The sequence below is a fragment of the Microcoleus sp. B3-D7 genome (assembly GCF_036705305.1).
Classification (GTDB): domain Bacteria; phylum Cyanobacteriota; class Cyanobacteriia; order Cyanobacteriales; family Microcoleaceae; genus Microcoleus.
This window is the reverse complement of the sequence record NZ_JAUBUE010000024.1, coordinates 72,655-99,518: the sequence shown is the minus strand read 5'-3', so window position 1 is coordinate 99,518 and position 26,864 is coordinate 72,655. Positions and strand designations below refer to the sequence as shown.

The 26,864-nt window shown below is 47.4% G+C and carries 17 protein-coding genes and 1 pseudogene; 4 read left to right on the top strand and 14 right to left on the bottom strand.

Annotated elements, in window-relative coordinates; translation table 11 throughout:
- Positions 1-153 precede the first annotated feature (153 nt).
- A pseudogene (locus QUB25_RS17330) lies at positions 154-1,581 on the top strand (ABC transporter substrate-binding protein).
- Between the two features lie 206 nt (positions 1,582-1,787).
- Here QUB25_RS17330 and QUB25_RS17325 read toward each other — a convergent pair.
- The 8 genes from QUB25_RS17325 to hflX all read right to left on the bottom strand — a co-directional run bounded on the left by QUB25_RS17325 (position 1,788) and on the right by hflX (position 13,153).
- Positions 1,788-4,289: a glycosyltransferase gene (locus QUB25_RS17325; protein ID WP_333184548.1), complete on the bottom strand. Its 2,502-nt coding sequence runs from the start codon at positions 4,287-4,289 to the stop codon at positions 1,788-1,790.
- A gap of 612 nt (positions 4,290-4,901) precedes the next feature.
- Positions 4,902-5,483, bottom strand: a complete 582-nt coding sequence (locus QUB25_RS17320; protein WP_333184546.1) for a hypothetical protein — start codon at positions 5,481-5,483, stop codon at positions 4,902-4,904.
- A 166-nt stretch (positions 5,484-5,649) separates the two neighbouring features.
- Entirely contained in the window at positions 5,650-7,488 is a 1,839-nt protein-coding gene (locus QUB25_RS17315) for a CHAT domain-containing protein (RefSeq protein ID WP_333184544.1), read from the bottom strand.
- A gap of 108 nt (positions 7,489-7,596) precedes the next feature.
- The gene (locus tag QUB25_RS17310; protein WP_333063752.1) at positions 7,597-8,736 is read right to left on the bottom strand and encodes a Gfo/Idh/MocA family oxidoreductase; all 1,140 of its coding nucleotides are present in this window, start codon (positions 8,734-8,736) and stop codon (positions 7,597-7,599) included.
- Between the two features lie 190 nt (positions 8,737-8,926).
- Complete coding sequence (gshB, locus tag QUB25_RS17305; RefSeq protein ID WP_333063753.1) at positions 8,927-9,913, bottom strand: glutathione synthase; 987 nt, start codon at positions 9,911-9,913, stop codon at positions 8,927-8,929.
- A 67-nt stretch (positions 9,914-9,980) separates the two neighbouring features.
- Positions 9,981-10,244, bottom strand: a complete 264-nt coding sequence (gene grxC, locus QUB25_RS17300) for a glutaredoxin 3 (protein ID WP_333063755.1) — start codon at positions 10,242-10,244, stop codon at positions 9,981-9,983.
- A gap of 484 nt (positions 10,245-10,728) precedes the next feature.
- Entirely contained in the window at positions 10,729-11,064 is a 336-nt protein-coding gene (locus tag QUB25_RS17295) for a PEP-CTERM sorting domain-containing protein (RefSeq protein ID WP_333063757.1), read from the bottom strand.
- A 493-nt stretch (positions 11,065-11,557) separates the two neighbouring features.
- Positions 11,558-13,153 carry a GTPase HflX gene (hflX, locus tag QUB25_RS17290; protein ID WP_333184539.1) on the bottom strand — a complete coding sequence of 532 codons (1,596 nt, stop codon included), beginning with the start codon at positions 13,151-13,153 and terminating at the stop codon, positions 11,558-11,560.
- A 577-nt stretch (positions 13,154-13,730) separates the two neighbouring features.
- Here hflX and QUB25_RS17285 point away from each other — a divergent pair.
- Complete coding sequence (locus QUB25_RS17285) at positions 13,731-13,943, top strand: chlorophyll a/b-binding protein (protein ID WP_333041855.1); 213 nt, start codon at positions 13,731-13,733, stop codon at positions 13,941-13,943.
- Between the two features lie 298 nt (positions 13,944-14,241).
- A complete protein-coding gene (locus QUB25_RS17280) occupies positions 14,242-14,520 on the top strand; it encodes a Photosystem I reaction center subunit PsaK (RefSeq protein WP_333082242.1) in 279 nt (92 codons plus the stop codon).
- A 153-nt stretch (positions 14,521-14,673) separates the two neighbouring features.
- Here the strand turns inward: QUB25_RS17280 and QUB25_RS17275 are convergent, their stop codons facing one another.
- The 3 genes from QUB25_RS17275 to QUB25_RS17265 all read right to left on the bottom strand — a co-directional run bounded on the left by QUB25_RS17275 (position 14,674) and on the right by QUB25_RS17265 (position 16,549).
- The gene (locus QUB25_RS17275) at positions 14,674-15,222 is read right to left on the bottom strand and encodes a DUF1349 domain-containing protein (protein ID WP_333184537.1); all 549 of its coding nucleotides are present in this window, start codon (positions 15,220-15,222) and stop codon (positions 14,674-14,676) included.
- A gap of 6 nt (positions 15,223-15,228) precedes the next feature.
- Entirely contained in the window at positions 15,229-15,999 is a 771-nt protein-coding gene (locus tag QUB25_RS17270; protein ID WP_333184535.1) for a CPBP family intramembrane glutamic endopeptidase, read from the bottom strand.
- 367 nt (positions 16,000-16,366) lie between these two features.
- Positions 16,367-16,549 (bottom strand): hypothetical protein, encoded by a 183-nt coding sequence (locus QUB25_RS17265; RefSeq protein ID WP_333184532.1) that lies wholly within the window; start codon positions 16,547-16,549, stop codon positions 16,367-16,369.
- Positions 16,550-16,897: 348 nt separating this feature from the next.
- Here QUB25_RS17265 and QUB25_RS17260 point away from each other — a divergent pair, with 348 nt between their 5' ends.
- Positions 16,898-19,717 (top strand): pentapeptide repeat-containing protein, encoded by a 2,820-nt coding sequence (locus tag QUB25_RS17260; RefSeq protein WP_445251960.1) that lies wholly within the window; start codon positions 16,898-16,900, stop codon positions 19,715-19,717.
- Positions 19,718-19,914: 197 nt separating this feature from the next.
- On the opposite strand, the gene QUB25_RS17255 is transcribed toward QUB25_RS17260, so the two are convergent.
- The 3 genes from QUB25_RS17255 to QUB25_RS17245 all read right to left on the bottom strand — a co-directional run bounded on the left by QUB25_RS17255 (position 19,915) and on the right by QUB25_RS17245 (position 26,669).
- A complete protein-coding gene (locus QUB25_RS17255; protein WP_333184527.1) occupies positions 19,915-20,106 on the bottom strand; it encodes a hypothetical protein in 192 nt (63 codons plus the stop codon).
- 64 nt (positions 20,107-20,170) lie between these two features.
- Positions 20,171-23,044 (bottom strand): zinc-dependent metalloprotease, encoded by a 2,874-nt coding sequence (locus QUB25_RS17250; protein ID WP_445251959.1) that lies wholly within the window; start codon positions 23,042-23,044, stop codon positions 20,171-20,173.
- A gap of 106 nt (positions 23,045-23,150) precedes the next feature.
- A complete protein-coding gene (locus QUB25_RS17245) occupies positions 23,151-26,669 on the bottom strand; it encodes a hypothetical protein (RefSeq protein WP_333184521.1) in 3,519 nt (1,172 codons plus the stop codon).
- Positions 26,670-26,864 lie beyond the last annotated feature (195 nt).

Sequence of the window (26,864 nt, the reverse complement as noted above, 5' to 3'; positions counted from 1 at the left end):
GAGGAAATCTGTTCGTTGTCATCTTACAATTTTATTCTTGAAGCCCTATTCTATGCAGCTTCATATTAAATTGGTATTACATCCCATACATTGCTCGTTGCCGAACTTCTTAAGTCGTTGAATCTAAAACCTAAAATCTAAAATTCTGCAGCCATGTCCCAAAAAAATGAAACCGCTGTTCTGGTATTATCGCTCCTAATTACGATCGGGCTAGCCGGTGCAGGTATTTGGTGGCTGACAAGCCGAGGCAGTATCAATGTCGGGGGTTTATCACCCCAAAATCCGACTTTTCCCAACTCTGCGACGGGGAATTCGCCGCAATCAGAGCAGGCAATTGGGCAGCGCCTGAGTGGTGGCGAAAAACTGTTACTTCCAGAGCAAGCCACAACAACCAAACAAGCAGCAGTACAGGCGATCGCATCTGGCAACTATAACGCAGCTATTTCCGACTTACAAGCTTCGCTGAAAACCAATCGCAACGATCCCGAAGCACTAATTTACCTCAACAACGCCCGCATCGGATCTCAAAAATCCTACACAATTGCAGCAGCAGTTCCCATTGGCGGCGATATCAATGCTGCTCTAGAAATTCTGCGGGGGGTAGCTCAAGCTCAAAATGAAATCAACCAAAGCGGCGGCATTAGCGGTACTCCCTTAAAAGTGGTAATTGCTAACGATGACAACAAGCCAGAAATGGCCGCACAAATTGCCAGTGCTTTGGCAAATAACTCGGAAATTTGAGGAGTCATCGGGCATTTTGGTTCAGAGACAACGCTAGCAGCCAGCAAGATTTACCAGCAAAAACAATTAGTAGCAATTTCTCCGACAAGTACGTCTGTGCAGCTCTCCGGAATTGCCAACAATATATTTCGGACAGTGCCGAGCGATCGGTTTGCTGCGAATGCTCTTTCCCGCTATATGGTGGGAAAATTGCAAAAGCAAAAAGCTGCTATATTTTTCAATTCGACCAGCAGTTACAGCAAATCTTTAAAAGATGAATTCACTACGGCTATTTACGGAGATGGAGGACAAATAGTATCAGAATTTGACTTTGCTAAGGGCAATTTTAATGCGGCCGAGAGCGTTAAAAGTGCGATCGCCCAAGGAGCAGAAGTGATTATGTTAGCATCCAATTCAGCCACGATCGACCAAGCTTTGCAAGTAGTGCAAGTAAACGCCAAACGGCTGCCATTACTAGCAGGAGACGGGGCTTATACTGCTAAAACACTGCAAATCGGTGGCGCAGGAGCAACAGATATGGTGCTAGCTGTTCCTTGGCACATTCTGGCAGATCCGCAGTCAAACTTTCCCCAAACATCCAAACAACTTTGGAATGCTGAAGTAAGTTGGCGCACAGCTTTAGCCTACGACGCGGCGATCGCGTTAATTGCCGGTTTAGGGCGCAATCCGACTCGTACAGGCATTCAACAAGCTTTATCGGCGTCAGATTTTTCGGCAAATGGAGCATCCGGCCCGATTCGGTTTTTACTTTCGGGCGATCGTAATCGAGCAGTTCAGTTAGTCACTGTTAAACCCGGAAATCGCACCAGTTACGGTTACGAGTTTGTGCCGATTAATTAAAAAAAAAGTGCTGGTCATTTGTCTATGTATAGCCGAAGAAAGAAGGAAGAAGCAATAAAATCAATCGTGTCAGCCATTAACAACGCCCTAACCGTCTTGGCGGTTGCTATAAAATCTACCATTGTTCCTTGGCGGGGGTTGCTTGATGGGATTGTTTGTTGGCGCGATAAAGGTTTTGTGAAACCCGCCCGGGATGGAAACTCGATCTAAAGTTGCGAAACTGCGATCGGTCTAACTGACCTATTCCTCTCAAAAACAGCCCTCGGTTTCAAAGCAATTCTCAGCAACAGCCACAGCGATCGCCATTCTCCGGGAGTTTCCTGCCGCTGCCACTGGCCCGGGCGACAGTACAGCATTTCGATCAAACAGCGGTGCTGGCTAATATTCAGGCGATCGAACGCAATTCGCACAGTGGGGAGTTCCACAAAACTGCACTCTTTTCCATCCCGAAAACTCGACTCCAACTGAGATTTATCGCCCACCAACTCAATCTTAGCCACAGGAATAAAACAGTTCTCTTCCATAATTTTTAGAGTCGCCGAATCGCAATCAATCAAACCTTTGACCAAACGACGCTCAGTGCTCAACTCAACAACAGATGGCGCTAGCGATCTCCTTGCCTTGACTGCCGCACTGCGAGGGAGCGGTTTTATTTTACCCTGGGATAAGCTTGTCTCAAAGGCATATTTTGGCAAAATCTCTGCTGCTGTCAAACTTTCTTTACTGCCTTTATTTTTCACCGCAAAACTTGGCCACTGCGTCATAGCAACTTCAGCGCCACTTTCCGAAATTACCGTTGTTATACCCCAAAAACTTTGACCGCCAATATTCAATTGTACAACCCTGCGTAAATTGAACCATTCGTAAATGTCCGGCTTAGGAATATCCACCAAAATCAGCAATGCAATGCCCATCATCAGCAGGTTGTAGGCGCTCCAAATCCATCCCAAACTCATTCCTTTTGACAAATGTGCACTTTCTGATATTGACTGTACAGTGTCCCAATATTTAACTAAATTAATATTTAAATTGTGCCACAAACTGAATGCTGTAGCTGCGAACAAGACAATCAAAGGCCATCCCAAATTCCAGTTAAAATGAAAGCGATCGCTCGCCATTCCTTTTGGAGTCACCTGAAACCCTTTCCCAAAGGGATTCAGCATGGAACTCACCACGGTCACTGCTAAAGGAATACACTGAACGAACGAATAAATATCCGAAAGCAAAGCCGATCCAGATCTGCGGTTCAGCCAAGAAAACACAGTAAGTTGCACCAAATAGTAAGGCAGGAAAAAGTACAGCAATTCCCGCGCACTTGCCCGCAAAGGAATTATGTCGAAAAACGAATAACCTAAAGGTATCAACAGATATAAAACCTTGGTTAAACTGGTAAACCAGTGCAGCAATCCTTCCAAATGAGACAGCCTTTGTACGAATGTGAGACCGCGAATTGTTAAAGGATTGGAATCAATAAAAAATGCCTGAAGCGTGCCTCGCGCCCAGCGTAGCCTTTGATTTAGATGAGCCTCTATATTTTCAGCCGCCAAACCAGCACTCAATTTTTCATCTAAATAAACTAAGCGATATCCGGTTGCTGACAGCCGAATTCCGGTAAAATAATCTTCGCAGATTGAATCTGTGACCAAGCCTCCCGCTGCTTCTAAAGCACTCCGCCTCACTACAAAAGATGTACCGCAACAAACTACGCTGTCGGCGCTGTCTTTGATGATTTCAATTTGCCTGTAAAATATTTCTTCTTCCGGCGCGAGTACATTTTCTAAACCTAAATTACGGGAGATGGGGTCGTGGTTGTAAAAGCTTTGCGGTGTTTGAACGAGGGCGATTTCGGGATTTTGAAAAAATCCAACTGTGCGAGTTAAAAAGTTTTTAGTGGGAATAAAATCTGCATCGAAAACTACAATTAGTTCTCCATTAGTTAGAGCTGTGGCATGGTTAATGTTTCCAGCTTTTGCGTGAATATTATCGGGTCTGGTTATATACTCGCATCCCAGTTCTTTTGCTAGCAATTTGATTTCATCGCGCTTGGTATCGTCGAGCAAATATACTTTTTTGTTGGCATAATCTAAAGCTTGACAGCCGATTACAGTGCGCCGTAAAATAAAAGCCGGTTCGTTGTAAGTTGGGATAAAAATATCTACGGTCGGGGTGAAGTTTCCAGCTTCAACGGCAACTGCCATGCGATCGGCTTCTCGACGCCGGTCTTTCATTCTCAGCATTAAATACAGTTGAATACTCGTGTTGAAAACCAGTAGCATTTCTAGGAAAAACAGCCCCAAACTAAAGATACCGTTGAGGGGATCGGTTAAATTTAGAGTAGCGAGCGATCGCCATAAAACGTAGCGAATTGTTAAAGCCAGAACTATTGCAACTACTACAGCGCGCGACCATTTCTGCGGTTGAGGCGAAATTTTAATTGCAGCTAAAGCAACGGAGACAAGCGCGATAGTCGGCACTAACAAATACATCTTGCTCGTAGCAGGCACTTGCAGCCACACAGGCGGGTTTTGCTGCCAAGTGTTGATTGTGGCAAAAATATCGCTGACAGTACCTTCACCTGAAAACCAGGCCCCGGCGATCGCACCTGCGAAAGCAACCGCCCCCAACACGACTAGCGTTGCCGCCGGCACCCGCGAAATCCGCCAAAAGTGGCGTTTCAAGTCTTGAATATCAAATCTTGAAGTTGTCATAAAATAATTTTAAAGTTCCGATCGTGTATGCAACAGTAAGGGTTTCCTGCTGTCCACTTTTTTAATTCAGTTGAAAATTCCGACACACCCCCATTACTATATTTACATTTTTTAACATTTTGACCATTGTATGATAATTCATCTTGCTTGCTGTTGCCAAACTTCTTAGCGAGTCCAAACCTGGCAAAATATAGCAGAAGGAAGAAGGAAAAAGGCTTTAGTTATCGTCGCGAGAGAAGTCAGAAACAATCTTCGGCAAGGATTTCAGCAATTAAGAACCTCCTAACTTACCTTTTGCTGACATTGCTGCAAAAGGCTTTCGGGCCTGTTCCACAATAAAAAATTTTTATTGTGGGCCGTTTCTCGGACGCCACCCCTAAAAAGCTTATTGAAAATGCTGCCACATCTCAGTCCTAACCGTCGGGCGCGCTTGCTATAGTTCAAAAAAAATTATCTTGTCTACAAATCAAATAGGATTGCTATATCAAACTATAGCAATCCCTAGGACTTAACAATTAGACGAATTTGACATCTAACTAAAGGTAGATTAATTTTATATTAATTTAAAAAAAATTACCGCTATCGCAGCCCAAAAACCCAGCCATCAAAAAACTAATCAGCAATTTCTAATTGCGAGATTGCATAGCGCGCGACAGCCAAACTAACCCTGGCTTGTTCTATTTCCGACAATTGGGCCCAAGGTCTTTTAGTCGCCATGACCAATTCCCCCCCTTCCGAATCAACATCTCGCATGGCATAAGCCAAAGGACGCGCCAACACCTGCAAATCTTCCTCAGCCCACTGAGGCAAAATATCTAACACGCACTCTACCATTTGGTCAGCTAAAGATTGATACTTAACAGTTGCGTTTTGCACGCTTTGAGCGATGCGGGCCAGAAAATCTTGAGGAAGGCGAGCAAATTTTTCGCGCAAAGACTTTTGCAGAGCAGTCGTCAGCCAAACTTGTTCTAATTGCGAGAATAAAACTTGCGATTTCAGGGCAATATCGCTGTCGCTGAAGGAATCAGATAGCGCAAATTCCTGCTCTAGGGCAGCCAAATAAGATTCTGATTCAAGCTGTGCAGGATTCCAGGGATAAGCAACATCAGTCTGAACTATTGTGGCGAGAAGTTCCATCTGGGCCTGAGTTTGTGAGTCGCGAAAATATTCAGAATCAGGAGATTGGGTAGCCATGATGTAATACCTCAGGGGGAAAAGGAAAATATAGAAGGGGGACTGTGCCAAGAGCTAGTTGGGAGCTATCAGTGGTAAGTAACTCTTTTAAATTCAGATTGGAGACTCAACGCCCAGAACTTTGCTGTGCCACTCGCCGCTTGCCTTCATTAGCTACACGCGCACCTTAATTCGTTCCGCAATCAGTCTCACTGTAGCCCGAAGTTTTGGGAACCTCAATAGTGAACTCAAAAATCTGACCTTGAGAACTGCCAAATTTTAGCTGAGTCCCGCTGCGTAGCAGCAATTCTTGGTGGTGAACTCTCTGCCATCCCTCAGAGCCCAAAACTAGAGTCCCATAACGAGAAAAATCGCGCAGGAAGTAGCTAGGTTCTTCCCGGCTATCTCCGATCGTGTTTCGGCAGAAAATCTCGGCGTGTTTTTGAGAAACCCACTGTTCTCGAATCACTACGTCGTTTTCTTCCCAGCGTCCGACTCGAACCATACCGGCGCGAATCGGCCAAACCTGATTGGTCGAGTCGGTGGATTTGGCATTTGGTCGATCGCGCCCCCGCAAATAAGCACAAGACGGCAACCGTCCCAGCCAAGTAGAAGAATTTAAAGGCAATTCAGTTTTGAGGTCATCTACCGGCTCAGTTAGCTGACCGTCAAACTCAGGGTGCATATACAGCACAGGCAGCGTCCAAGCGGGTTGATTGAACTTGTAAAGCGTCAGTAACTGCTGTCTGGCGACGGCGACGGCCCGATCGATCGACATCCGTCCGGCCAAAGCTTGGGCAAAAGTTTGGATAAAACTCAGGGCCTCGCGATCGGCGATCGAGTCCCGCATCCCCAACACCGCAGGCACCCCGTGATGGATCAGTACCTCCGCCAAACTGCTGCGGGCGATCGCCTGTTGCTGGCCGTTAGTTGAGTGCAGCCTCTCTACCGCCGGCTGAGCTCCCCAGCAGGCATTAAACACCGCCAGAGTCACGCGGCATCGAACTAATACCTGAGCCAGTTCAGTACCGTTAATCGCCGTTTCCGGCCCCAAAAATAGCAAGCCGCCGTCGGGGCCCGGTATTCCGTGGCCGGCGTAAAACAGAATGTTGTAAGCTTGCGTTTCCAGCCGAGAAATTAGTTCCGCCGGAGTAGGTTCGATCAGAGTATCGACGCGAGTCGGAACGCTGATGTCAAAATATTTGCCACTGTCGTCGGTTTGAAAAGCACTTTCCAGAACGGCAGCTAAGGCGAGCGCTTCTTCTCCCAACTGCAAATGACCGTTATTGCTGTTGGAAAATTGAGAGTTAGCGCCGCGGCCGGGTTCTGCTTGTCCCAAAACTAGCAAAATGTTGAGCGACTCCGCAGGCTGCAGGGGTGGCAAAGGTTCAACATTGCTGGTAGTGCGGCTGAACAGCAGTTGCTGCGACAGAGAAATTGCCGGTTGACCGGCTTGCGGCTGCATAATTTCCCAAGGCAAAGCAATTAAATACGGTTCGCGCAACTCTATGCGTACTCGCAGGGGTAGATTTTGCCCGATCGCAATACCTTTACTTTCCTGGAGACTACCCTGAATCGGGCCTTCAAACAGCCACTGCCAAAGATTAATCCCCAAATGCTGCATCAGGCGGCTGCTGTAGCTTGCTGGTGGCCGAGGCGGATGCTGATCCCCCTTCTCGCCCCACCCCCGTTGACCGAGGTGGAGCGGCACAGAGGGCGTCGCTGGAGCGAGGTCTAGCGACTGAGGACTTCGTTGTTCAGTTTCTGCCAGTATATTCTGGTTGTTTTCCGGCGAGACGAAACTGCCATCAGGATTTAGGGGCAATTCGTGAATTGTCCCGGAGGGCGAAAACATTTCCTGCCAAGCTTTCCAAGATTGGGAGAGGGTATCGGGCCACATACAGTCGTGGTGAACATACCCGCTGGGATAGGGAGCTTGTAGAACCCAAGTGGCAAAATGGTTTGCCCCAGCGGTTCTCAGGCGAGCGATCGCTATACTGAGGCAAGGACTTTCAGGGCGCGCCATTCACAACTATCGACTCTGGATATAGGGTTGGATTGAGTTTATCTATTCGTAGTTTATCGGGTTTGGGGTGCGATCGAGTGCGTGAGATTGCTTTGGGATGCTTCACTTTTACTTAGTGCCCAAAAATTTATCTAAATTCGGTAAATCTACCCAAGTTCCCGTAGCATTCGACTCCTGGGTCAAATCCATCAACAACTGAGAGTAAACCCCTTCTCTGAGCGACGGTATCAACGATTTACCGCCATCTATTGCTTCTACCCACCTATCTACTACTCGAATAAACGGTGCAATCCTCCCGTCTGGATAAACTTGAGGAAACTCCAATCTTTGAGGAATTTTGATTTCAGCTAAAGGTTCTCCACCTTGGGAACCCCACAAGCGAAATCCGTGGACGTAATCTTGCTGGTTATCGCTTCCCAACACCAACGTACCCTTACTCCCGTATATTTCCACCCAGTGTCCTCGCCCTTGATAAGTAACAGAACTCAAACAAACTTGACAAGGAGTTCCCCCGGCTAATTCCAACATCAACGTGCACGAATCATCGGCATCAACTAATTTTAAACTTCCCCAATCATTCGGATCGGGCCGCCGCGAAATTCCTGTAATCAAATGCCCAGAAAGCCTCTGCGGCGGGCCGAACAGCCAGCTAATATAATCAAAAACGTGAGAACCTGTCGCGCCCAAAACTCCGCCGCCTCGCTCTTTTTGCGCGTACCAATTCCAGGGGCGACTCGCATCAGCGCGGCTCGACACCAGCCAATCTATCTTAATTAAACGCTTTTCTCCCACATATTCTGCTGCCAATAATTCTGCTAGCATTTGCCATGCGGGGATGAAGCGAAACTCAAAGTCCATTGTGGCAATTGCTCTGGAACCACCATTTTTAAAATCGGTTTGAGATTCGTTGTTTGCCAATCGGTAAAGTTCCCTGGCTTCATTTGCTGTAAGGGCTGTGGGTTTTTCTAATAATAAATGCTTGCCTGCTTCCAAGACGGTTTTTGCCATTTCAAAATGCAAAAATGGCGGTGTGGAAATGCTGACGCCCGCCACTTCTGGGATGGCTACTATATCGGCGATCGAGTCGCAAGCGTAGGGGATATTGTGGGTAGAGGCGATCGCCTTTGCTTTGTCTAAATTCCGGTGATAAACAGCCACAACCTCTGTCCGATGATGGGCCTGGAATCCGGGAAGGTGTACTTTTTGACCGAAACCTGTACCGACTACTGCAACGCCAATTTTTGACATAATTTAATAATTGGGAATTGGGGATTGGGAATTGGCAATTGGCAATTGGGGATTGGGAATTGGCAATTGGCAATTGGGGATTGGGAATTGGGAACAACTAACAAATAACTAACGACTGTAAATCTGCCTCACGGTCGATAATTAATCCGTGTATCCGTGTCCTAATCTGTGTCGTGCTTGGCTTCTTCCCTCATCCTTCTTCCTTCTGCCTTCTTCCTTCTTCCTTCTCCACCCATTCAATTACTTGTTTGCCCAAATTAACGCCGTCAAACAAGTCAATTTCTCTGATCCCTGTAGGGCTGGTGACATTAACTTCTGTGAGATAACCGCCAATAATATCAATGCCGACAAAGTACAGTCCGTCCCGTTGCAGCACTGGTTCTAACTGAGCACAAATTTGCAGTTCGCGATCGGTAATTTCTGTTTTTGCGACTCTGCCGCCGACGGCCATGTTGCCGCGAAATTCATTGCCAGTGGGAATGCGGTTGATAGCACCGATGGGCTTGCCGTTCAACAATATAATCCGTTTATCTCCCTCTTTTGCTTCCGGCAGATAGGTCTGAACCATCACTGGAATTTGCCCTTGTTGAGTGCTAATTTCGACCAGGGAGTTGAGATTGCGATCGTCCGCTTCCAAAAACAAAATCCCTTCGCCCGCTTTGCCGCCCAAGGGTTTAAGAACTGCTGGTCCTTTTTTCTCAACAAATTGCCGAATTACTTGCTTGTTTTGAGAAACAATTGTCTCGGGGATCGCTCCCTCAAATTGCAAAGCATACATCTTTTCATTCGCCGCCCGCAATCCTTTGGGACTGTTAACTACCAAAGTTTTACCCGGATCGATGCCATCTAAAAGGTAAGTAGCGTAGAGGTAAGGAATGTTGACTGGGGGGTCTGTCCGCATAAATACTGCGTCCATTGCTTCTAGAGGCTGCAAAGTAGGCTGTTCTACCTGGTACCAAGCCTCAGCAGCCTCCCAGCGTCCATCTACCACTTTTACTGGGGTGAGGGCTACCCGACTCAGCATTGCCCAGGTTTTGCCGCCGATGACGCTTAGTTCGTTGGCTTGAGTCGCCCAGACTTCGTGACCCAACTCTTGAGCGGCTTCCATCAGCGCTACGCTGGTATCGTGTCCTGGAATTAGTCGCGCGAGGGGATCGATGATGAATGCAAATTTCATTGTCAATTAAAATTAAGAATTGGTCGAAGGAAAATTAGGGCTAACTGAAAATTCGACAGGGAATGCCTCATTTTGCTGCTAGCAGCGGGTCTAGCTGGCCTAGAGCATCGAGTTTGTGAATTTCGTCGCAGCCACCTATGTGTTGGTCGTTAATGAATATTTGTGGCAGGGTGCGGCCTCCGTTGGCTCGATCGCTCATTTGAGCCCGTGCTGCTTCATCTCCGTCGATCGCGTACTCTGTAAAATCAATCCCTTTTCGCTTTAGCAGTGCTTTGGCACGAACGCAAAACGGGCAGGTTCTCCAAGTGTAAATTTCTACTTTAGGGATCATGGGACGCTCAAACAATAACAATATTTTTTAATTGTAATCTTAACCATAGTGCGGACTGTTTTTACTTTCTAGGCTGAAACCCTCGATTTTTCGTTGGTAGCAAACTTGCCTAGGAGCCTTGCAACCCTTATTCTACGGTTGGCTATCAACAACTGTCCGAAGCATGGATCTTAACCAATCTTATTTTAATTTTTATATTTTAATTTTTATTATATATAGCAACATATAGCAACCTTATCTGTTGCACCGGAGGTTATTCATTGCTGAAACCCTTGCCGGGAAGTGCATTTGCCTTCTTCCTTGTTTTTACCCTGACTGCAGACCCTATCGCTTTCTTCCTTCAACATCCGGCTCTCTTTGCAGCGCACAAGCCAGGTGTCAAGTTATTTTTTATACAATTTTTTATATAAATTTAAGTAAACCAATACCCGCGCTAAAAAAAACGGAGACATTGTAAAGGCAAACAGGTTGGTCATCAGCCTGCCTAGCGCTGCGGACCAACCTGATTGTTTCGCTTTCTGCACGAACAGATCATTCCTGCACCTGTCAGTAGGACTGCGATCGCAGTACCCGGTTCAGGAATAGAAGTTGTGTCTCTCGAAGGTGGGGTTCTGTATATTTCGGACAAACCCCGCTGGCTCGGCAATTGCGGGTCGGATGCCGTTGGGCTTGGTGCCGGCGTCGGGGCACAAGCAGTAGAATAATTTCCCGGACCGCAGACATCTACTGCTGCTGCCGGAGGGGCGGCAGCTAGATAGTAAAACGCTGTTGCCATTGTGGCAGAGAGTCCAATTGCTAGTTTTGCCAGTGGCGTACACATAACTATTTAGTTAAACAGTGGTAAAATCGAAAAATAGAAATAGTCCTAGAGATTAGCGCTGTACGACGGGCAAGGATTTTAGAGTTCTTACAATAAATGGATGTATTCTCTGGCGGACGTCTGTAAAAGATAGTATAGCGCTTGAGGTGAGTGCCCAAACACTTTAATAAAATTATTCTCTTTTACCTTGACATCCCGTACCGTGGTTTGCACAGGTAGTTTGCACCGAGTGTAGTTTGCATAGAGTGAAGCAACATCTTTTTGCTACCTCTGAACCAACAGCCCTTACAGCCATTAACAAAGAGTCTTTTTACCTTGACCGCGGCCTCCGGAAATTAATTATTTTACCTATCGCAAAATAGAGCTGCTGTATTGTACTTTGCAATGCACAATCTGACTACTCTTTTATCCTCTCATAGTTCGACTATATCTGTCCTCAGTATATGTACGTATATTCCCCCATGTCAACTACTCAAAAGAAATATTTAAGTATTTACCGAGGGTAGAGGGCGTATTGAATGAGCTGAGCTAGTCTGTCGCGGAGAGTTTCCATCCCAAGACCTTTGGCGGCCGAAATAAATACTGCTTGAGGAAATTCTTCTCGGGCGAGGGCGAGAGTCTCTCCATCTACGGCATCAATTTTGTTAAAGACTACAAGGGCTGGGCCGGGAGTTACGGGCATATCTGTCAAAATATTCATGACCGATCGAATTTGGCTCTGCCACGCGGGATGGGAGAGATCGACGAGATGCAGCAAAGCATCGGCGTCAGTGACTTCTTCGAGGGTAGCCCGAAAAGCGTCGATCAAGGCGGGAGGCAGTTCACGAATAAAGCCCACTGTATCTGTGAGGACGATCGACAGGGGTTCCCTGGTGACAGTGCCGGGAATGGTCAACCGTCGAGTTGTGGGGTCTAGCGTGGCAAATAACTGGTCGGCGGCATAGACCTCGGAATTCGTGAGCAGGTTGAGCAGAGTCGATTTACCGGCGTTGGTGTAGCCAACGATCGCCACTGACGGTACGTCGTGATGATGGCGGTTCTGGCGCAGTCGGAAGCGGTGGGCCAGCAGTTGATTTACTTCTTGCTGCAATCGAGAAATGCGTTTGGCGATCGTCCGCCGTTCGGTTTCTAGCTTGGTTTCCCCTGGGCCTCTGGTACCGATGCCGCCACCCTGTCTCGACATTGCCTGACCGCGGCCTCTGAGCCGGGGCAGGGCGTACTCTAGCTGAGCGAGTTCGACTTGCAATTTACCCTCGCTCGATCGAGCTCTTTGGGCAAAGATGTCGAGAATTACCTCTGTTCGATCGACGACACGAATACCTATCTGAGTTTCCAAGTTCCGTATTTGTGCGGGGGCCAGGTCGCGATCGAATACAACGAGGTTAGCGCTAATCGTCTGAGCGGTGAGGGAAATTTCCTGAACTTTGCCTTCGCCGACGACTGTTTGCGGATGGGGGCGCGATCGTTTTTGGCGCACTGTTTGCAGAACCTGACCTCCGGCGCTTTCAACCAGCCGCGTGATTTCTGCGAGCCCGTCCTCAAACTCCAACTGAGTCATGTGCTGAGTCATTACACCTACCAACAGCACTTTGTCTTGGTCTGCATCGACCTGCTTAGCGACAAACTCTGCTTGAAACTCTGCTTCGAGTCCTTCCACCAAATCCAGAAAGTCTTGGTCGGCGAGTTCGTCCAAATTCAGCGGTTCTGAGATTTTCCAGGGAAAGTGTTGAGTTTTGATTAGTGACTTTGGAATTGAAGGCTCTTCTATTTCATCAGTTGAATCTGGTTCTAACTGAGCGCTCAAAACAGAGAACTCAAAATTGGGCTGATCTCCTTGAGGTATCAGGTGAGCGAGATAAGTTTCTTGGATGTAACCAGTTGCACCGCCGCCGCGGCGCTGAAATCCTCCGCCGGTCAGTGTCAGCCAAACCAGGGCGTCCAGGCGCTGAATAGCCATTGCTGTGAGAGCTGCTTCGCTTGGGGTTTCTGGCTTTAGGTGGGTGGCGATGCAGCGAATGCCGCTGAGGCGACCTCCCCCGTAGCGGGGCAATTCTAGGGGCGCAATCTGCGTTTGGCGGGGTGAACCCACGCCGACGCGAATTACTTGTCCGCGGCGGTTGATGTAGGTGCAGATTGGTTTGTCTATTTCCGTGCTGATGGCCGCGACGCGCTGGGCGAATTCTGCAGTGGTGATGCGATCGCCCGGTAGTCGCTGGTGGTAAAGCTTTTCGAGTTGCTTGAGCTGGCTGGACTTTAAACCTTGAAGATTGCCGTAGATGGTTTCGATAACTGTTTCTCCCGATCGCTCTGTTTATCTCCTATTTTAATTAACTCGCGCGCGATGTGTTCGGCTTTTGAGTTGAAATTTACTAAATTTTCTTGCGTCTAGGAGCTCGCTGATTCAGTATTGTCGAGTCACCAGCGCCGTTGTTTGCCGCTACGGGGCGATGGAGCCTTTCACAGCGGCCATATCAACTTGCAGTTGTATTTAGTATCTACAGATACAGGCGATCGCGGAAAAATCTCGCGCAACAAAAGTTAACACTTTATTTTTTGTTTCAAAATCCTCCTTTAGGCTTGTGTGTATCTTGAGCCTAGAGACAGATAGCAAAGCAGAAATTAGGTCGCTACCATGAGAAGCGAACATTGTTAAGGAATGTAAAAACATGGAAACTCGTCCTACTAACCTGCCTCCTACGGCTAATGCTTACAACGGAAAAGATCGGAATGCCTTTCTGTTTGGCTTCAACCCACAAGCAGAACTTTGGAACGGTCGCTTAGCGATGATCGGTTTCTTAGCTTATTTGCTTTGGGACGCCGCTGGATATAGCGTTCTCCGTGACATACTTCACTTTCTGCCTACCTACATTGCTCAGTAATGAGTAGCGGTGTTTCCTGTCTGGCAGCGTGAGTAAATGCCACCACTGCCAGACAGGCTAAAAGTTACAAATGGCAGGGAGTATGGTTTGGTCACTTTGTATCTTTCGTTACTTTTGAATGGCATTAAAAGACTTCTTGCTGTAATTCGATGATTAGGGGTGGGGGCGCTGTCGCTGGCGCGGTGAAGATTCACAGCAACAGATATTTATTGCGTACAGGCGATCGCCCCTGCTGTATTTTTGGCAAGAAATCTCATCGAGCATTTCTGATAATTTATGAAAAATAGGAGCATCAACGATGATTAACTCAAATTTACTTGCAGTAGTAGAATCGACTCTAGCTGACACAGCATCAGGAAATTGGCAAAAACCAATAGTGATGTTTGTTTGCAATATCTTAGCATTGTTAGTTCTCAGCCGCCGCATTTGGTATCCCCACGTCGGGCCGAAAATGCCTTTGCCCTTCCCCTCTTTGTTCAACAATGTTAGCGTACCAGCATTTCTGGCTTGCATGAGCGCAGGTCATTTGCTCGGAGCCTTCATGATTTTGACCCTCAACCTCGACAAATATTTTTAGAATAAATGGCGTAGCTTTTGTGGTAATTTATTGCTACATTTTTTAGTAGGTTCAAAAGCGCCAAAAAAATAGTAGGGGTAAGTGAAAAGCACTCACCCCTAATTTTAATTTTATATATGGAGTGGCGCAGAAATCTGTTTTTTACCACCCCCATTAGATCTGGTTACTATGCTTAAACCCTTCAAATTCGACTGCAAAGCCTTCACCTTGGGGAGCCGCACACATTAACCCAACTTGAAGGATTGATGACTCAGTTAGATATGCCAGTCGCATCATTGAATAGTCTGACCCATTCAAAGAGTATTGCACTTCCACCGTTTCAGCTCGGCGCTTTACCCGTAGCCACAGGGAAACTGGTGGCACTTCAAGTGGAATAACAGACCAATCGGAATAGTCTCGTGTCACAACCGCACTCACGTTTTGCACTCCCTCAACAAACTCAATGCCGCACTTGAGCCAGACATTTTCGCTCTCTCGAATCATCAATCCTGCTTGATCGTAGAGTGATTGATAGCAACCAGTAATTTTGACTTCTGCTGTAAAGTCGCCTGAAAGTTGACGGTAGTAAAAGTTGCCGTTATCGCGAATGAATCCGTAATGAGTTTGCCGCCAAAAGTCAGTCTTTGCCCCGGCGGTAATATGGATAACATCGTTATCCTCATGCCATTGTAAAGGTTCGTTGTACCATTGCATTGTTTGCATATCCTGCTAACTTCCTCCTATTCCATGCAGTACCAAATCTGCCACAAAATGAGATAACATAGCGTATTCTAATCCCCAACGCCAGTAAAGAAAACCAAAGGGAATCCCTAAGAGGGCATTGAGCAAAATCGTTCGGAAAATGACGATTGGGGTTAGTCCCCAGAGATTGGCAGCGGCAGGCAAATGACCCACACCAAACAGAATCGCCGCCGCCACAATTGCCAGCCAAAAAATCAATGTAGAGGGTTGCGGTTTGTCTCGCTCAAAAATTTTCCAAAGTAGCCACGCAATCAATGTCATACCGAACAGTCGCAGCAAGAGTTCTTCGGTGATGCCTCCGTAGAAGGAAGCTAATATGCGTTTCCAGAGGTCAATTTCGAGCATTGTTGGAGTTGCCATTGGCGGCATCCAAGGTTGGAAAGCTAAACTCAATCCAATCAGGACGATTCCACCGATGCAGCCTACAATTAGCGCCGTGTTAAGGGCAGATTTAGATATTGGCGTGAAAGGCTGTCGATATACCAAAGCACGAGCTATGGGCGAATCAAGTCCGATCGACTTACCGAGGCGGAGTCCAATCCAACAAAAGAGAATTAGAAAAATTCCGGTTTGCAGGGCGGAGGCGATCGCCAAAACAGGTAGTGGTGTAGGCAATTGACTTAGTGCCGGATTCAGAGACAGCGCATAAGGGAACACCGCCAAGCTTCCCAAACTACCCAGAAACGCCCAGAACAATGCCAATCGGAAGTAATGATTTTTTGCAGTGTTAGCAGACATAATTTTTGAGAAAAAAAACGAATCAATTACACTAAATAAGTCTTGAATATTTGAAACATTAAAGCTCGATCGCATTTTTGCAACTTGTCTCAGGCGGAATATAGCCTCGGCTAAGGTGCTACAAAACCTGGGAATGACGCAGGAAGGTAGCCAAAAACAGCGTGTTTTTCACCGAGGGCAGTTTGAAGAGATCGAACTTTACGGTTTACTCAAGAAGCACAGATGTTGAGTTTTGTTATAAAACTTTACTTCATTGCCGATATTGCTCCTACACCCGCTAAATTTACCCGGTAAAAATCAGTTTCTCTTTCCCAGTTTGAGGATAGTGCTTATCTAGAAGATTTTTCTGTTGGCGATGTATTGTTTATTATCTTAGCATTTCATATTTACCAAAGTTGCTGTGCCAAGCTTCAAGACGCTTAACTTCTGCTGCTTGATGGAGCAAATAAGTTTCAAGTTCTTGGGTGTTGGCATAATAGTAGGTGAGTGCGGCGTAAACTTCGGCGAGGGTGAGATGTCGGATGCGATCGCAAATCTCTTCAGCATTCAATCCTCGCTTGTATCAGGTTACGATGCGACGAACGGTAACGCCTTTACCGAAGATGTGGGGACATCCGCCATGCAGTCCGGGAGTGCGTGTAATGAGCGTACCAATGTCAATAGATACTGCTGCGGTCATAAACTATGGAAGTGTGAATGGACTGATCTCTATTACAGCATAGCGATCGCAGAATTAGATCGCGGTGTGAGTTTGGGACGATAAATGAAGTAAGCTAAGGAAATATCGGCAGCTTTTAGGCATTCAATTTTTTGAGTTTTTCTACCGCTGGATTTGGGTTTGGCTTATAGCTTATATATGGGTCAGAGATTTTCTAGTAATTAAAAAACGGAATAAGATATGAATAATGAGTCTGGACTTTCAATCAAACAGCCCGTTCCGCTCGTCCAAAAATCGCTCGAAGTCAACTTTAAGGATTTTTCTAAGGCAGTAGCCAAAGTAGGTGCAGACATTGCTTTTGGCAAATGGGATAGCCTTGCAGCGGATGGAGTTGATGCTTTGGGTGCATTAGGTTTAGCAGCAGGTGCTGAAGAAATTGCTTGGTTGTTTGTTTATCGCTCGTTGTTCCAGGCAATGAAGAACCTGGTTGAGGAAAAAAAAGAGCTGGAATCTGAGAAGTTTCATTTCAAATTATTACAGACTAAAATTAATGAGGCTTTAGCGAATAGTAGTTTATCGATCAATAAAAAGTTTTTTCAACACCCTGAGAAAGATAAGATCCTTGGGGTGATTAAACCAGCTTTTACCCAGTGGCTAAAAGATTCTGGCTTGAGTGAGGTAGAAGCAAAGGCAATCAGCCAGCGGCTACCCATTTATTTCGCGGCGGCACTCCATGAGGAATGGGCTAGTCGCCGAAAAGACTATGCGGTTCTTCAAGAAAAGCTGGATACTCCGTTTACTCAAGCCAATGAACGGTTACAAGCATGGTTGCGCTATTCAACCTGGCTGCAAAAACAGGTAGAAGAACCTATGTTTTTGGAAGCTTTCAGTTTGAAGCAGGTATTTGTGCCGCTTCGGGCTTACTATAACCGCAAAGTAGAAAAGCAGAAAGATGAAGACCTAGAAGAGAGGATTGGAAGCAGCAGAAAATTTGAACGAATTGTGGTTGAGTTGGAAACAGAATTAGAAGGCTGGTTAACTAAAGCAAAACGAGATGATGCTATTCGACTCATTAGCGGTGGCCCCGGTAGCGGCAAGTCTTCTTTAACCAAAATGTTTGCTGCAAAGGTGGCAGAGAAGGGAGATATTCGAGTTTTGTTTATTCCATTACATCACTTTGAACCCTCAGAGGATCTGATTGATGCGGTTGGAAAATTCGTCAATTTCGATCGTATTTTGCCCTACAATCCTTTGGAGGCAGAGCATCGGGAAGAGCGCCTGCTGATTATTTTTGATGGCTTGGATGAACTAGCCATGCAGGGCAAGATTGCTGAGAAAACGGCTCAAGACTTTGTGGGAGAGGTACAGCGCAAGGTAGAGCGATTGAACCAGCACAAAACTTGTGTGCAGGTGTTGATCAGTGGTCGGGAAGTTGTTGTACAGGCAAATGAAACTGCCTTCCGTAAAGAAGGGCAAATTTTCTATGTTCTTCCTTACTTTTTATCCGAACATGACCGCAAGCAGCACTATTATGTCGATACCGACGAAAAGTTACTAGAGGAAGACCAACGACAGCTTTGGTGGCAGCGCTACGGTCAAGCAAGTGGAAGTGGCTATACTGGTTTACCGCCAGAGCTAAACCAAGGAAATCTGACTGAGATTACCGCTCAACCCCTGCTTAATTACCTAGTTGCCCTTAGCCTTCAACGAGGTGCACTGAAGTTGTCGGAGGAAACGAATCTAAACGCGGTGTATGCTGATTTACTCAAAGCTATTTATGAACGGGGTTGGGCTGCCGATCAACACGCTGCGATTAAAGGAATTGAGGAGAAAGATTTTGTTCGGATTCTGGAAGAAATTGCTTTAGCTTCTTGGCATGGTAATGGACGAACTACTACTGTCAAAGAGATTGAAAGCCACTGTGATAATAGTGGTCTGAAAAAACTATTAAGCCTTTTTCAAACAGGCTTCCAAGAGGATTCTAAAGCTAGCGTAACGCGCTTATTGACTGCTTTTTACTTCCGTCAAAGTGGGAACGATAACTCTGGTGAAAAGACTTTTGAATTTACCCACAAAAGCTTTGGTGAATATCTGACGGCAAGACGAATTGTGCGAGAGGTGCGGCTGATTCACAGAAAGTTAGAAGACCGCCAGACCGATCCGGATGAAGGGTGGGATGAACGCGAGGCGCTAAAACGTTGGGCAATTCTCTGTGGCTCATCTGCAATGGATGAATATCTATTCAACTTTGTTCTAGATGAAGTGCGCTTGCAGCATCTGCATGATTCTTCTGATGTTGCTAAATGGCAGCAGACCTTCTGTCATCTAATTGGATTCATGCTGCGGCATGGAATGCCAATGGAACTCCTAGACCCCAGACCTAACTTTCAGGAAGAGAATCGACAAGCCCGCAATTCCGAAGATAGTTTATTGGCTATTTTAGGTGTTTTCAATCGTTTAACTAAAGAGGTGTCGAAAATAGAATTTCCTTCTCCATACGATTTTGGAACATTACTCGCAAGACTCCAAGGGCAAAGAACAGGAGGCTCCAATCCCATATCTTTTTATTGCCTGAGCTATTTAGATCTATCAGGATGTATTTTGTATATGAGAGATTTTTATAATGCGGATTTTAGGGGGTCAAATCTTCAATCATCACTACTTCTATTTGCAGATCTTGAAGGGGCGAATCTTCAAGGGGCGAATCTTCAAGGGGCGGATCTTGAAGGGGCGAATCTTGAAGGGGCGAATCTTCAAGGGGCGAATCTTCAAGGGGCGAGTCTTCAAAGGGCGAATCTTGAAGGGGCAAATCTTGAAGGGGCGGATCTTGAAAGGGCGGATCTTGAAAGGGCGAATCTTGAAGGGGCGAATCTTGAAGGGGCGAATCTTGAATGGGCAAATCTTGAAGAGGCAAATCTTGAAGGAGCGAATCTTAAAGAGGCAAATCTTGAAGAGGCAAATCTTGAATGGGCGAATCTTGAAGGAGCGAATTTTGAATGGGCGAATCTTAGAGAGACAATTATTGAGGGTGAAATAACTGGTGAAACACCGATTAGATAAAGCCCACAGGTTGAAATAGTCGAAAATCAAATCGAGCAATTGGCAAGGCTCAAATCCGATCGCCCGCACCACTCTTGTTATCATTAAAATCAATGGCTGCAAAAGCGAGCTTAGACCATGCTTGCCCTCATCTCACCATAAAAAATTTAATGGGCTGCGCGTTCTGTAATACGCTTACCTGCGACTTGGCAAGATTATCAGAGTTTGTACGATCGCCCCGGAGACGGCTCAATTCCGCGTCTGAAGTATCGCAACCGAGAAGTGCGATCGCCCGCTGTGTAGAAATTCGTTAAACGCAACACCAGCGCTGCGATCCTGGATTTAAAGCAACAACTAGCTAAGCGATAAGCGACGAAAGCGCATTGGCGATCGTGAATGTGCGCTACCAAACTGATGCGGACTTGAATTAGGAACTCGTCACAGAATTACTGCGACGAGAACCTAACTATAAGATTAATTCGACTGAATTTGCGAATTCAAAACCTTAGAAATTCGATCGCGCGTTTCTTCCAAATGAGCCCGCGTATAAGCATCCGCATTCCGATCCAAATTCCGAATACTCTTGCTCAAACCCTCCCGCAACTGTCGCAACTCGTACCAAGCCAAACTCCGCGCATCCTCTGGAACATTCGTTTTTCGCAGCACCATTCCGATCAAAATCGCCAAATGTTCCCGCTGCAAAGAACGCCGAAAAGTGGAAATTTGCATCTTCTTTTCCGGCTGCAAAACCTCTTGCCAGATATCCTTTTGCACAGTATCCAACACTTCCGGCAACCTCAAAGCAGTTTCCGGTGCTGATTTCAACTCGGCATCCCGCAGCCTCGCCAAGCGCATCGGAGATAGCAAAACCCGCAACACAAACCGCTGCAAAAAAGTAATTCGATCGCCGATCGGGTAATCTAGAGGAAACACCAAAGCCGGACTTCCCCAGTGCTCCCAGCGCGAAGGCGCCAATTTGTTGAGCAACTCCGGCGCAAAACTAAACGCATCCGGTGCAAAAACGTACTTTTCAAGGGTTGCTAAAGCTTCTCGCTGCTGAGAAAGTTCGATCGGCACAAACGGCAACTTCGCATTAGTATCTCCAGGGCGAATCCGATTAAACGACTGCCCGCCGACGTATAAAGTAGCATTCATCACCTGGTTGACATAATACCCGAACACCGAATCAAACATCACCCGCAGTTCGTTATAACCGTCTTCCCCAACCGGAGTTCGCTTTTCTAAACGCTTCCACATCGCCCTCGCATTATCCAATTGCCATTGCGAATACCTCAGCATATTCGCGCTGAGATCGAAAGTATTTGCAGCGGGATCGAGAATATCAACAGAATCCTCATCCGGCGCGTAAGCTAATTGCTCTTGGGCAGCGCGGCTGGCAATTTGTTGCAGCGCTGGTAAGTCGGTGTTCGGGTTTGCACCGCCAACCACCTTGTAACCATACTCGATCGCCCAATCGTCATAAGGCCCTACAATCGTTGGAAAATAGTCGCCCTGCACAGTTCCCTGCGGTGCCAAATTAATCGGCACATAATCCATCACCGACGCCACCATACCTTGCGTGCGAGTTACCTGAGTATTGTTCAAATCCTCCGGTTGCAGCATCGTACTCCCGTGAAAATTGTGCCTCAAACCGAGAGTGTGACCGACTTCGTGCGCCGTCAAAAATCGGATATATTCATTAACATAATTGTCAATTGTCGGACTGCTAGGCGCTGCATTTTGCAACAGATCCATCGACATGGCCCCCATCGCAAACTGGCGGCTCGATTCCAACCCAAAACACATATCCGAACTCGACATCAACCGCGATAAAGGAGCTCGCTTTTGCTGTTGATATCGTTCTACCAAAGTCGGCAAATCCTCAGCAATTCCCCCTCGCTCATTTTCCCCGCTGCTTTTTCCTAAATCCCCATTTTCTAGCATATTCAAATAGCGAGAATACATTCCAAACTGACAGGGATTAGTATTAGAACCGTTTCGCCCTTGAAAACTCTTAGATAGCGATCTATTTTGTTCCACCAAAGACCGATAACCCTGTTTGATTTCCCGGACAACATTAGCATCCAACAGAATGTCAGCATCCAAAATTTCCCCCGTCAGCGGGTTAGTGCGAGACGGCCCGATGCCGGCAAACTGAGGCTCAAAAGAACTCGACCAGCGGATAGTATTGTAGCGAACGTCAGCCGGGTCCCATTTAGCATTGTCCGGCATTTGTTTGACCTGAATTGCCTCACTAAAACCTGCCTTTTCAAAAGCTTTGTTCCACTCCAAAACGCCCTCGCGAATTGCGTTTCGGTATTCGGGAGGCACATTATTTTCAATCCAAAAGACGATCGGCTGTACCGGAGGCGACATCGGCGCTGTCGGGATTTGCTTTTGCAAATGCCAGCGATTGATATAGCGCACAAAAGGCTCCCGGCTGCTCTTGTCAGAAAAGTCCTTATATGCTGTAAGAAAATAGCCCACTCGCTCGTCCGCCAGTCTGGGGCGGTAGCCGTTATTTAGCGGCACTTCCGAGAAACTGTAGTGAATGCGGAGGTTAAAAGCCCGACTGTCAGGAACCGAAGGTAAATAGTTAACCGCACTGTCGTTATCGCTAGAAAAACCATAGACAGAAGCAATTTCCACATTCAGCGGAAACGCTTTAACATCTTTAAAAGAAGACTTGTCTGCATCGATCGAGTAAGAAGAACCCAAAAGCATCGGCAAAATTGCTTTTACCCCTGGTAAATCGCGTTTTTCGCTCATCAGCAACTCTCCTAAATCTATTAGCAGAGTTTGTCTTTGCGGATGAATGCTTTTGAGAGGCAAAGAATAGAGAATCGAGTCGCTAAATCCCCGCGCTACGGAACCTGCTTGCGGGTCGCCCGGACTTGTGCGAAAATTTATATTTGGGATCACAAACTGCACGTTATTTTGGACGCGCCGCAGTTGAAACAAGAAATCGCCGATCGGCATTCCGCTCAAAATGCCCGCTTCCCCCAAACCCGATGCCAATGTCACAAAGCACAGGAACTTTTTGTTGAATTGTTGCGGTGTAATTTCCAGATATACTTTATCAGTTGCTTGATTGCGGTAAAGAGTAAATAATCCCTCTAACTTTTGCGCGTCTTTGACAACCTCTTCAAAGGGTGCCAGAGTTGGCTGTTCGCTACTTTGTTCGTTGCTGGGCGGCCCCGCTGATAAAGCTAAAGGTAAAAAGAAACCTTTATACAAACTGAAACAGAAAAATGCTAAAGATAATATAAAAAATATCACAGGCAGATTTTTTCTAGGAGTTTTTATCTGTGTATTTTTGCTATTTTCAGGAAATATCAATCTTTTCATTTTCAGTATTTAGCCGCAGGAAAGAATAGTTTTGAAAGAGCAGCGGGCCACTCGGCAGGCTGGGTTCCTTTAACTTCTAAAATAACTCAAAACTCAAAACTCAAAACTACTGTTTCGCGGGCCAGGGAATCATGGGATCTTGAGCCAACCGCTTAGAAACTGCAACAGCCCCGTAACGGTTGAGGTGGCTGGGGTCGGAAAAAGATTCCCGCGCCTGGGGCCACAATAAACTCTTATCTAGGAAAATTAGTCCGCTTTGAGCTGCTAATTCTTGCATATATTGCCGGAATTCTTGTTCGTAACCTGTCCGCACCGGGTCTAAATAATCTTCAGTCAGAGGCATATTCACAAACACGAGATTGATGTTGCGAACCTTGGTAAATTCGATCAGATTTTTGAGTGCTAGAGCTTGTTCACCTATCAATTTAAAATTTTGATAGTCGGAGTCGTAATAACCAGATACTTTTGGGTGCTTCTGAAAGTAAGTCTCGGGATTGAAGCGTATATCGATCGGCAAAAAGCCATTTGGTTGAAACTCGCTGACGGGTTTACTCGCAGCAGTTGGCTGGGCATTTTCCGTTGTTTGTTCACCCAGGGCTGGCGTTTGGGCAATCTCGGTTGCAGCAGGGGCTGATGGATTGGCGAGCGATCGCAAAAACCCTTTAAGTTGATCGCGCTTTTTGTAAGTTGCAGAACCCTCCACCAACTTTTGACTCACCAATTGCTGAACATTAGCTTGAGCTTGTCCCAAATTGTTTACCAATTCAGTCGCAGTCGCCACGGGATTGTTGGCGCTTTCGTTCGATGTTTCGGATTCTAATTGATTGGTGCGGATCAGAAAACTACCCCGGCTCAATTGCCTGTAACCTTCCGAAGAAGCGATCGCACTAAAAGTCAAATCCGGCCGCCCGCTGTTGAGAGCCCTCGCCCCGTCCGCCAACACCAACAATTTCGGGAGTTGTTGTGGTGGCAAAATCCGACGGATGATCGAATCTACAACCTGGAGAGTAGCTCCATTTACCCCAAAATTGTAAGCCCTCAGCCCCGGGTAGCCCGAAGCTGCTAAAGCGGTTTCCAAAACCGCCGGGTCGATGCCCCGCAGCGCCCTCGAACTACCGACAATTAAAATATCCGGCGGTTTTTTGTGCAGGTGGATGTACTCTTGATAGCGCGCTATCTGATCGTCAAGCTGCTCGCTCCTCAAAGTTGGGAACACCGGAGGAGCAGAAACATCAGCTACAGGAACGCTAGTATTTCCCGGTTTCGTAAACCCAGAGCCATTAAAAACCTCTTGCTGGTTCGCTTCCGGCGACGGCTGCAAGGGAATTTGAGGCAAGTTCACCTCCCCAGAAGGGGGAACGGGGTTCGCGGTTTCGTTCGGAAGTCTGGCTGTAACGTCGCCCAAAGCCTTGGGAGCTGAATTTTGACAATTGGGCCCACTGCAAACTTCGGAGGCGCTAGGAGCTTGACTGACCGTCGCAGATTGCAGAAATAGACCGAGCAGCCAATCGGTATTGAAAGTCAGCAGACAGCCAGCGATCGCCCAAATCAAAGCCATTCCCGCGGCGCGATCGGCTCTCACGCCCCCCGGCGCAGCAGTATTCGTTGATAAACCATCGTTGGGAACAAACAATCCCGAAGCGACAAGGGGTTGCACCGCAGCTTGAACTAATTGCTCGCCCAGATTGTATCCGGGGAGTCTGATTTTGAAGCGGGGCCGCCAGGAGTTGGGCATCGGAGCATCGAACACCAAATTGTCGCCCAAACCCGAAAAACTCCCATCCTCCGCCGGCGCAAACTCCGGCACCGGTTCCTTTTCCAACACAGCCACTTGGGATGTATCTGGTGCGGGTGCCGTCGCTGATTCCTCGTCAACAGCGGTTCTGAGGTCGATTGCGTAGCGCCACAGGGGCAGTTTCTGGCCGGCGCGCCGTCCGTAGACTCGCACCCCTGCCACTCCCGGAATTTGTAAGTGCCGCAAAAATTTCGCCACCGGCGGGCCTACCTTCGACTGAGAAGGGCAAGTCAGAGCTTCTGTCATGACGTGCAGCACGTTGGCTTTTTGCAGCACGACAGCCCGAATCCCTCCAGTTTCCAGCTTGCGTCTGAGATTGGGGTTGAGCAACCTGTTCAATAAAAAAGTCAAAGCCAATTGGTCGCCCTCGATCGCCAGCGTTCTAGCGTTTGCCGCCAAGTCGGGGTGATGAGCGGCAGGCAAGTCTACCCAGTCTATCCACACCGGGGACTCCGGCGCCGCCTGAGAGTCCTTGGCTGGTTCTACGCCGTAGATAGTAGCTGCGCGGATGCCTTGGGGCGCGAAGGAGGCTAACAAAGGGGCGATCGCGTCGGTGGTTTGCTGCTTGTCCGGGTATTCTTGCCGTTTAGGCTTTTGTCCTTTTTTGGCAGTTTTGCTGCAAAAAAGGTGGAGGGTTGCTTCTTTGAGGGTAGCCCGCACTTCGACTCTTGATGCAGCCAAGTGTTGATTTAGCAGTTTGGCGATCGACTGTACGTCTCCCCACCTGGCCCATTCCTTGAGAATTTTGTCCGGCGAAGTCAAATCCACCCGCAGCAGCCAATCCGGCTTTGCTTCGCCGCTGACTTGGCTGGCGATCACGGCTTCCCGGAAATCCTCTAGTTGCAGTTTTCGCAGCCTGCCGGCGATGGGTTCGGCCAGCAATGAGGGGTCTGGGCTGTAAGCTGACTCGCACAGCACTAGCAGTCGGCGTTCCTTGAGTTTGATATTTTCCGGTGAATTCACCGGCAGGGTTTCCCGGTTGGTTTTGAGTTCTTTTTCGCGAATGCTGACTTTCACCGAAACTCCCATCGGGCCGAGAATTTCGCTGAGATAGCTGGCGATCGCATCTGGATAGCCCCGGCGCGCCAACGTTTCCGGCGAAACCGTCAATGTTCCATCGCGATCGCCCTCGCCTGAGTCAGCTTCGGGGGATTGAATCAAAGCCACCGCGCCACGGTTCGCTTTCTGCTGCGGGGGAACGGCGGAACTAAAAGCTTCCCGCGTCGCAGCAGCCGAAGTGTCGATCGTCACGGGGGAAGTTTCAAAAGCTTCTGGGTATTGAATGCGGGAGGCGATGGGCAGACTTTCGGCGTCAAAATCCAGTTCTTCCCGTACTTGCGGCGGGTTGGCTGCTGTTTCTACCGGTTTTGGTGTCTGTTTGAGTTTCTGGTTGTCATTCTTAAATTTGCCGAAAAATCCGCCTCTTTTAGGGCTTGCGGGCGCTTCCTCGGGGGAACTCGCTGGCGGCGGCACTTCGGCAACTTTTGGTTCCGGTTGCTGTGGCTGTTGCTGTCGCTTGGGACTGCTGCAATCGAGCCGGACTGTCCAGTCATTTTGTCGGGAACCGATTTTGCGGCCGCACAGAAACAACTGGTAAATTTTAGGTCGATCGGGCAGCAGTCGCGTTAAATCAGTGTGTTCGAGGGCGTTGGTAAATCTCGCCGTCACCAATTCTTGAGACGGACACTGCGCTGCTTCGCACAAAATGTGCAGGTGATTTCCCCGCAAACGCGCTTGTACTTGAACTTCGGGAAGCCCTAAAGCTTCTTGCGCCCACTGCGACGCGCTCGATCGATTGTCTGCCAATATGCTCCCGTTCGCATTCAACATGAAACTCTAAATTTTGCCAAAGCTGGTTTTGTTTTCTAGAAATAGCACAGTTACAGATTTTACAGACAATTATTTGATTTGCCGAGCCTAACCGTTTTGTCTGGTTTAAGCCACGCTGGACTTAGTGTCTTGCCTTGTATCCCCTCGGCTTCGAGCCGTTGGGGAATATTTTTTTGATAATACCTCGACATTTTG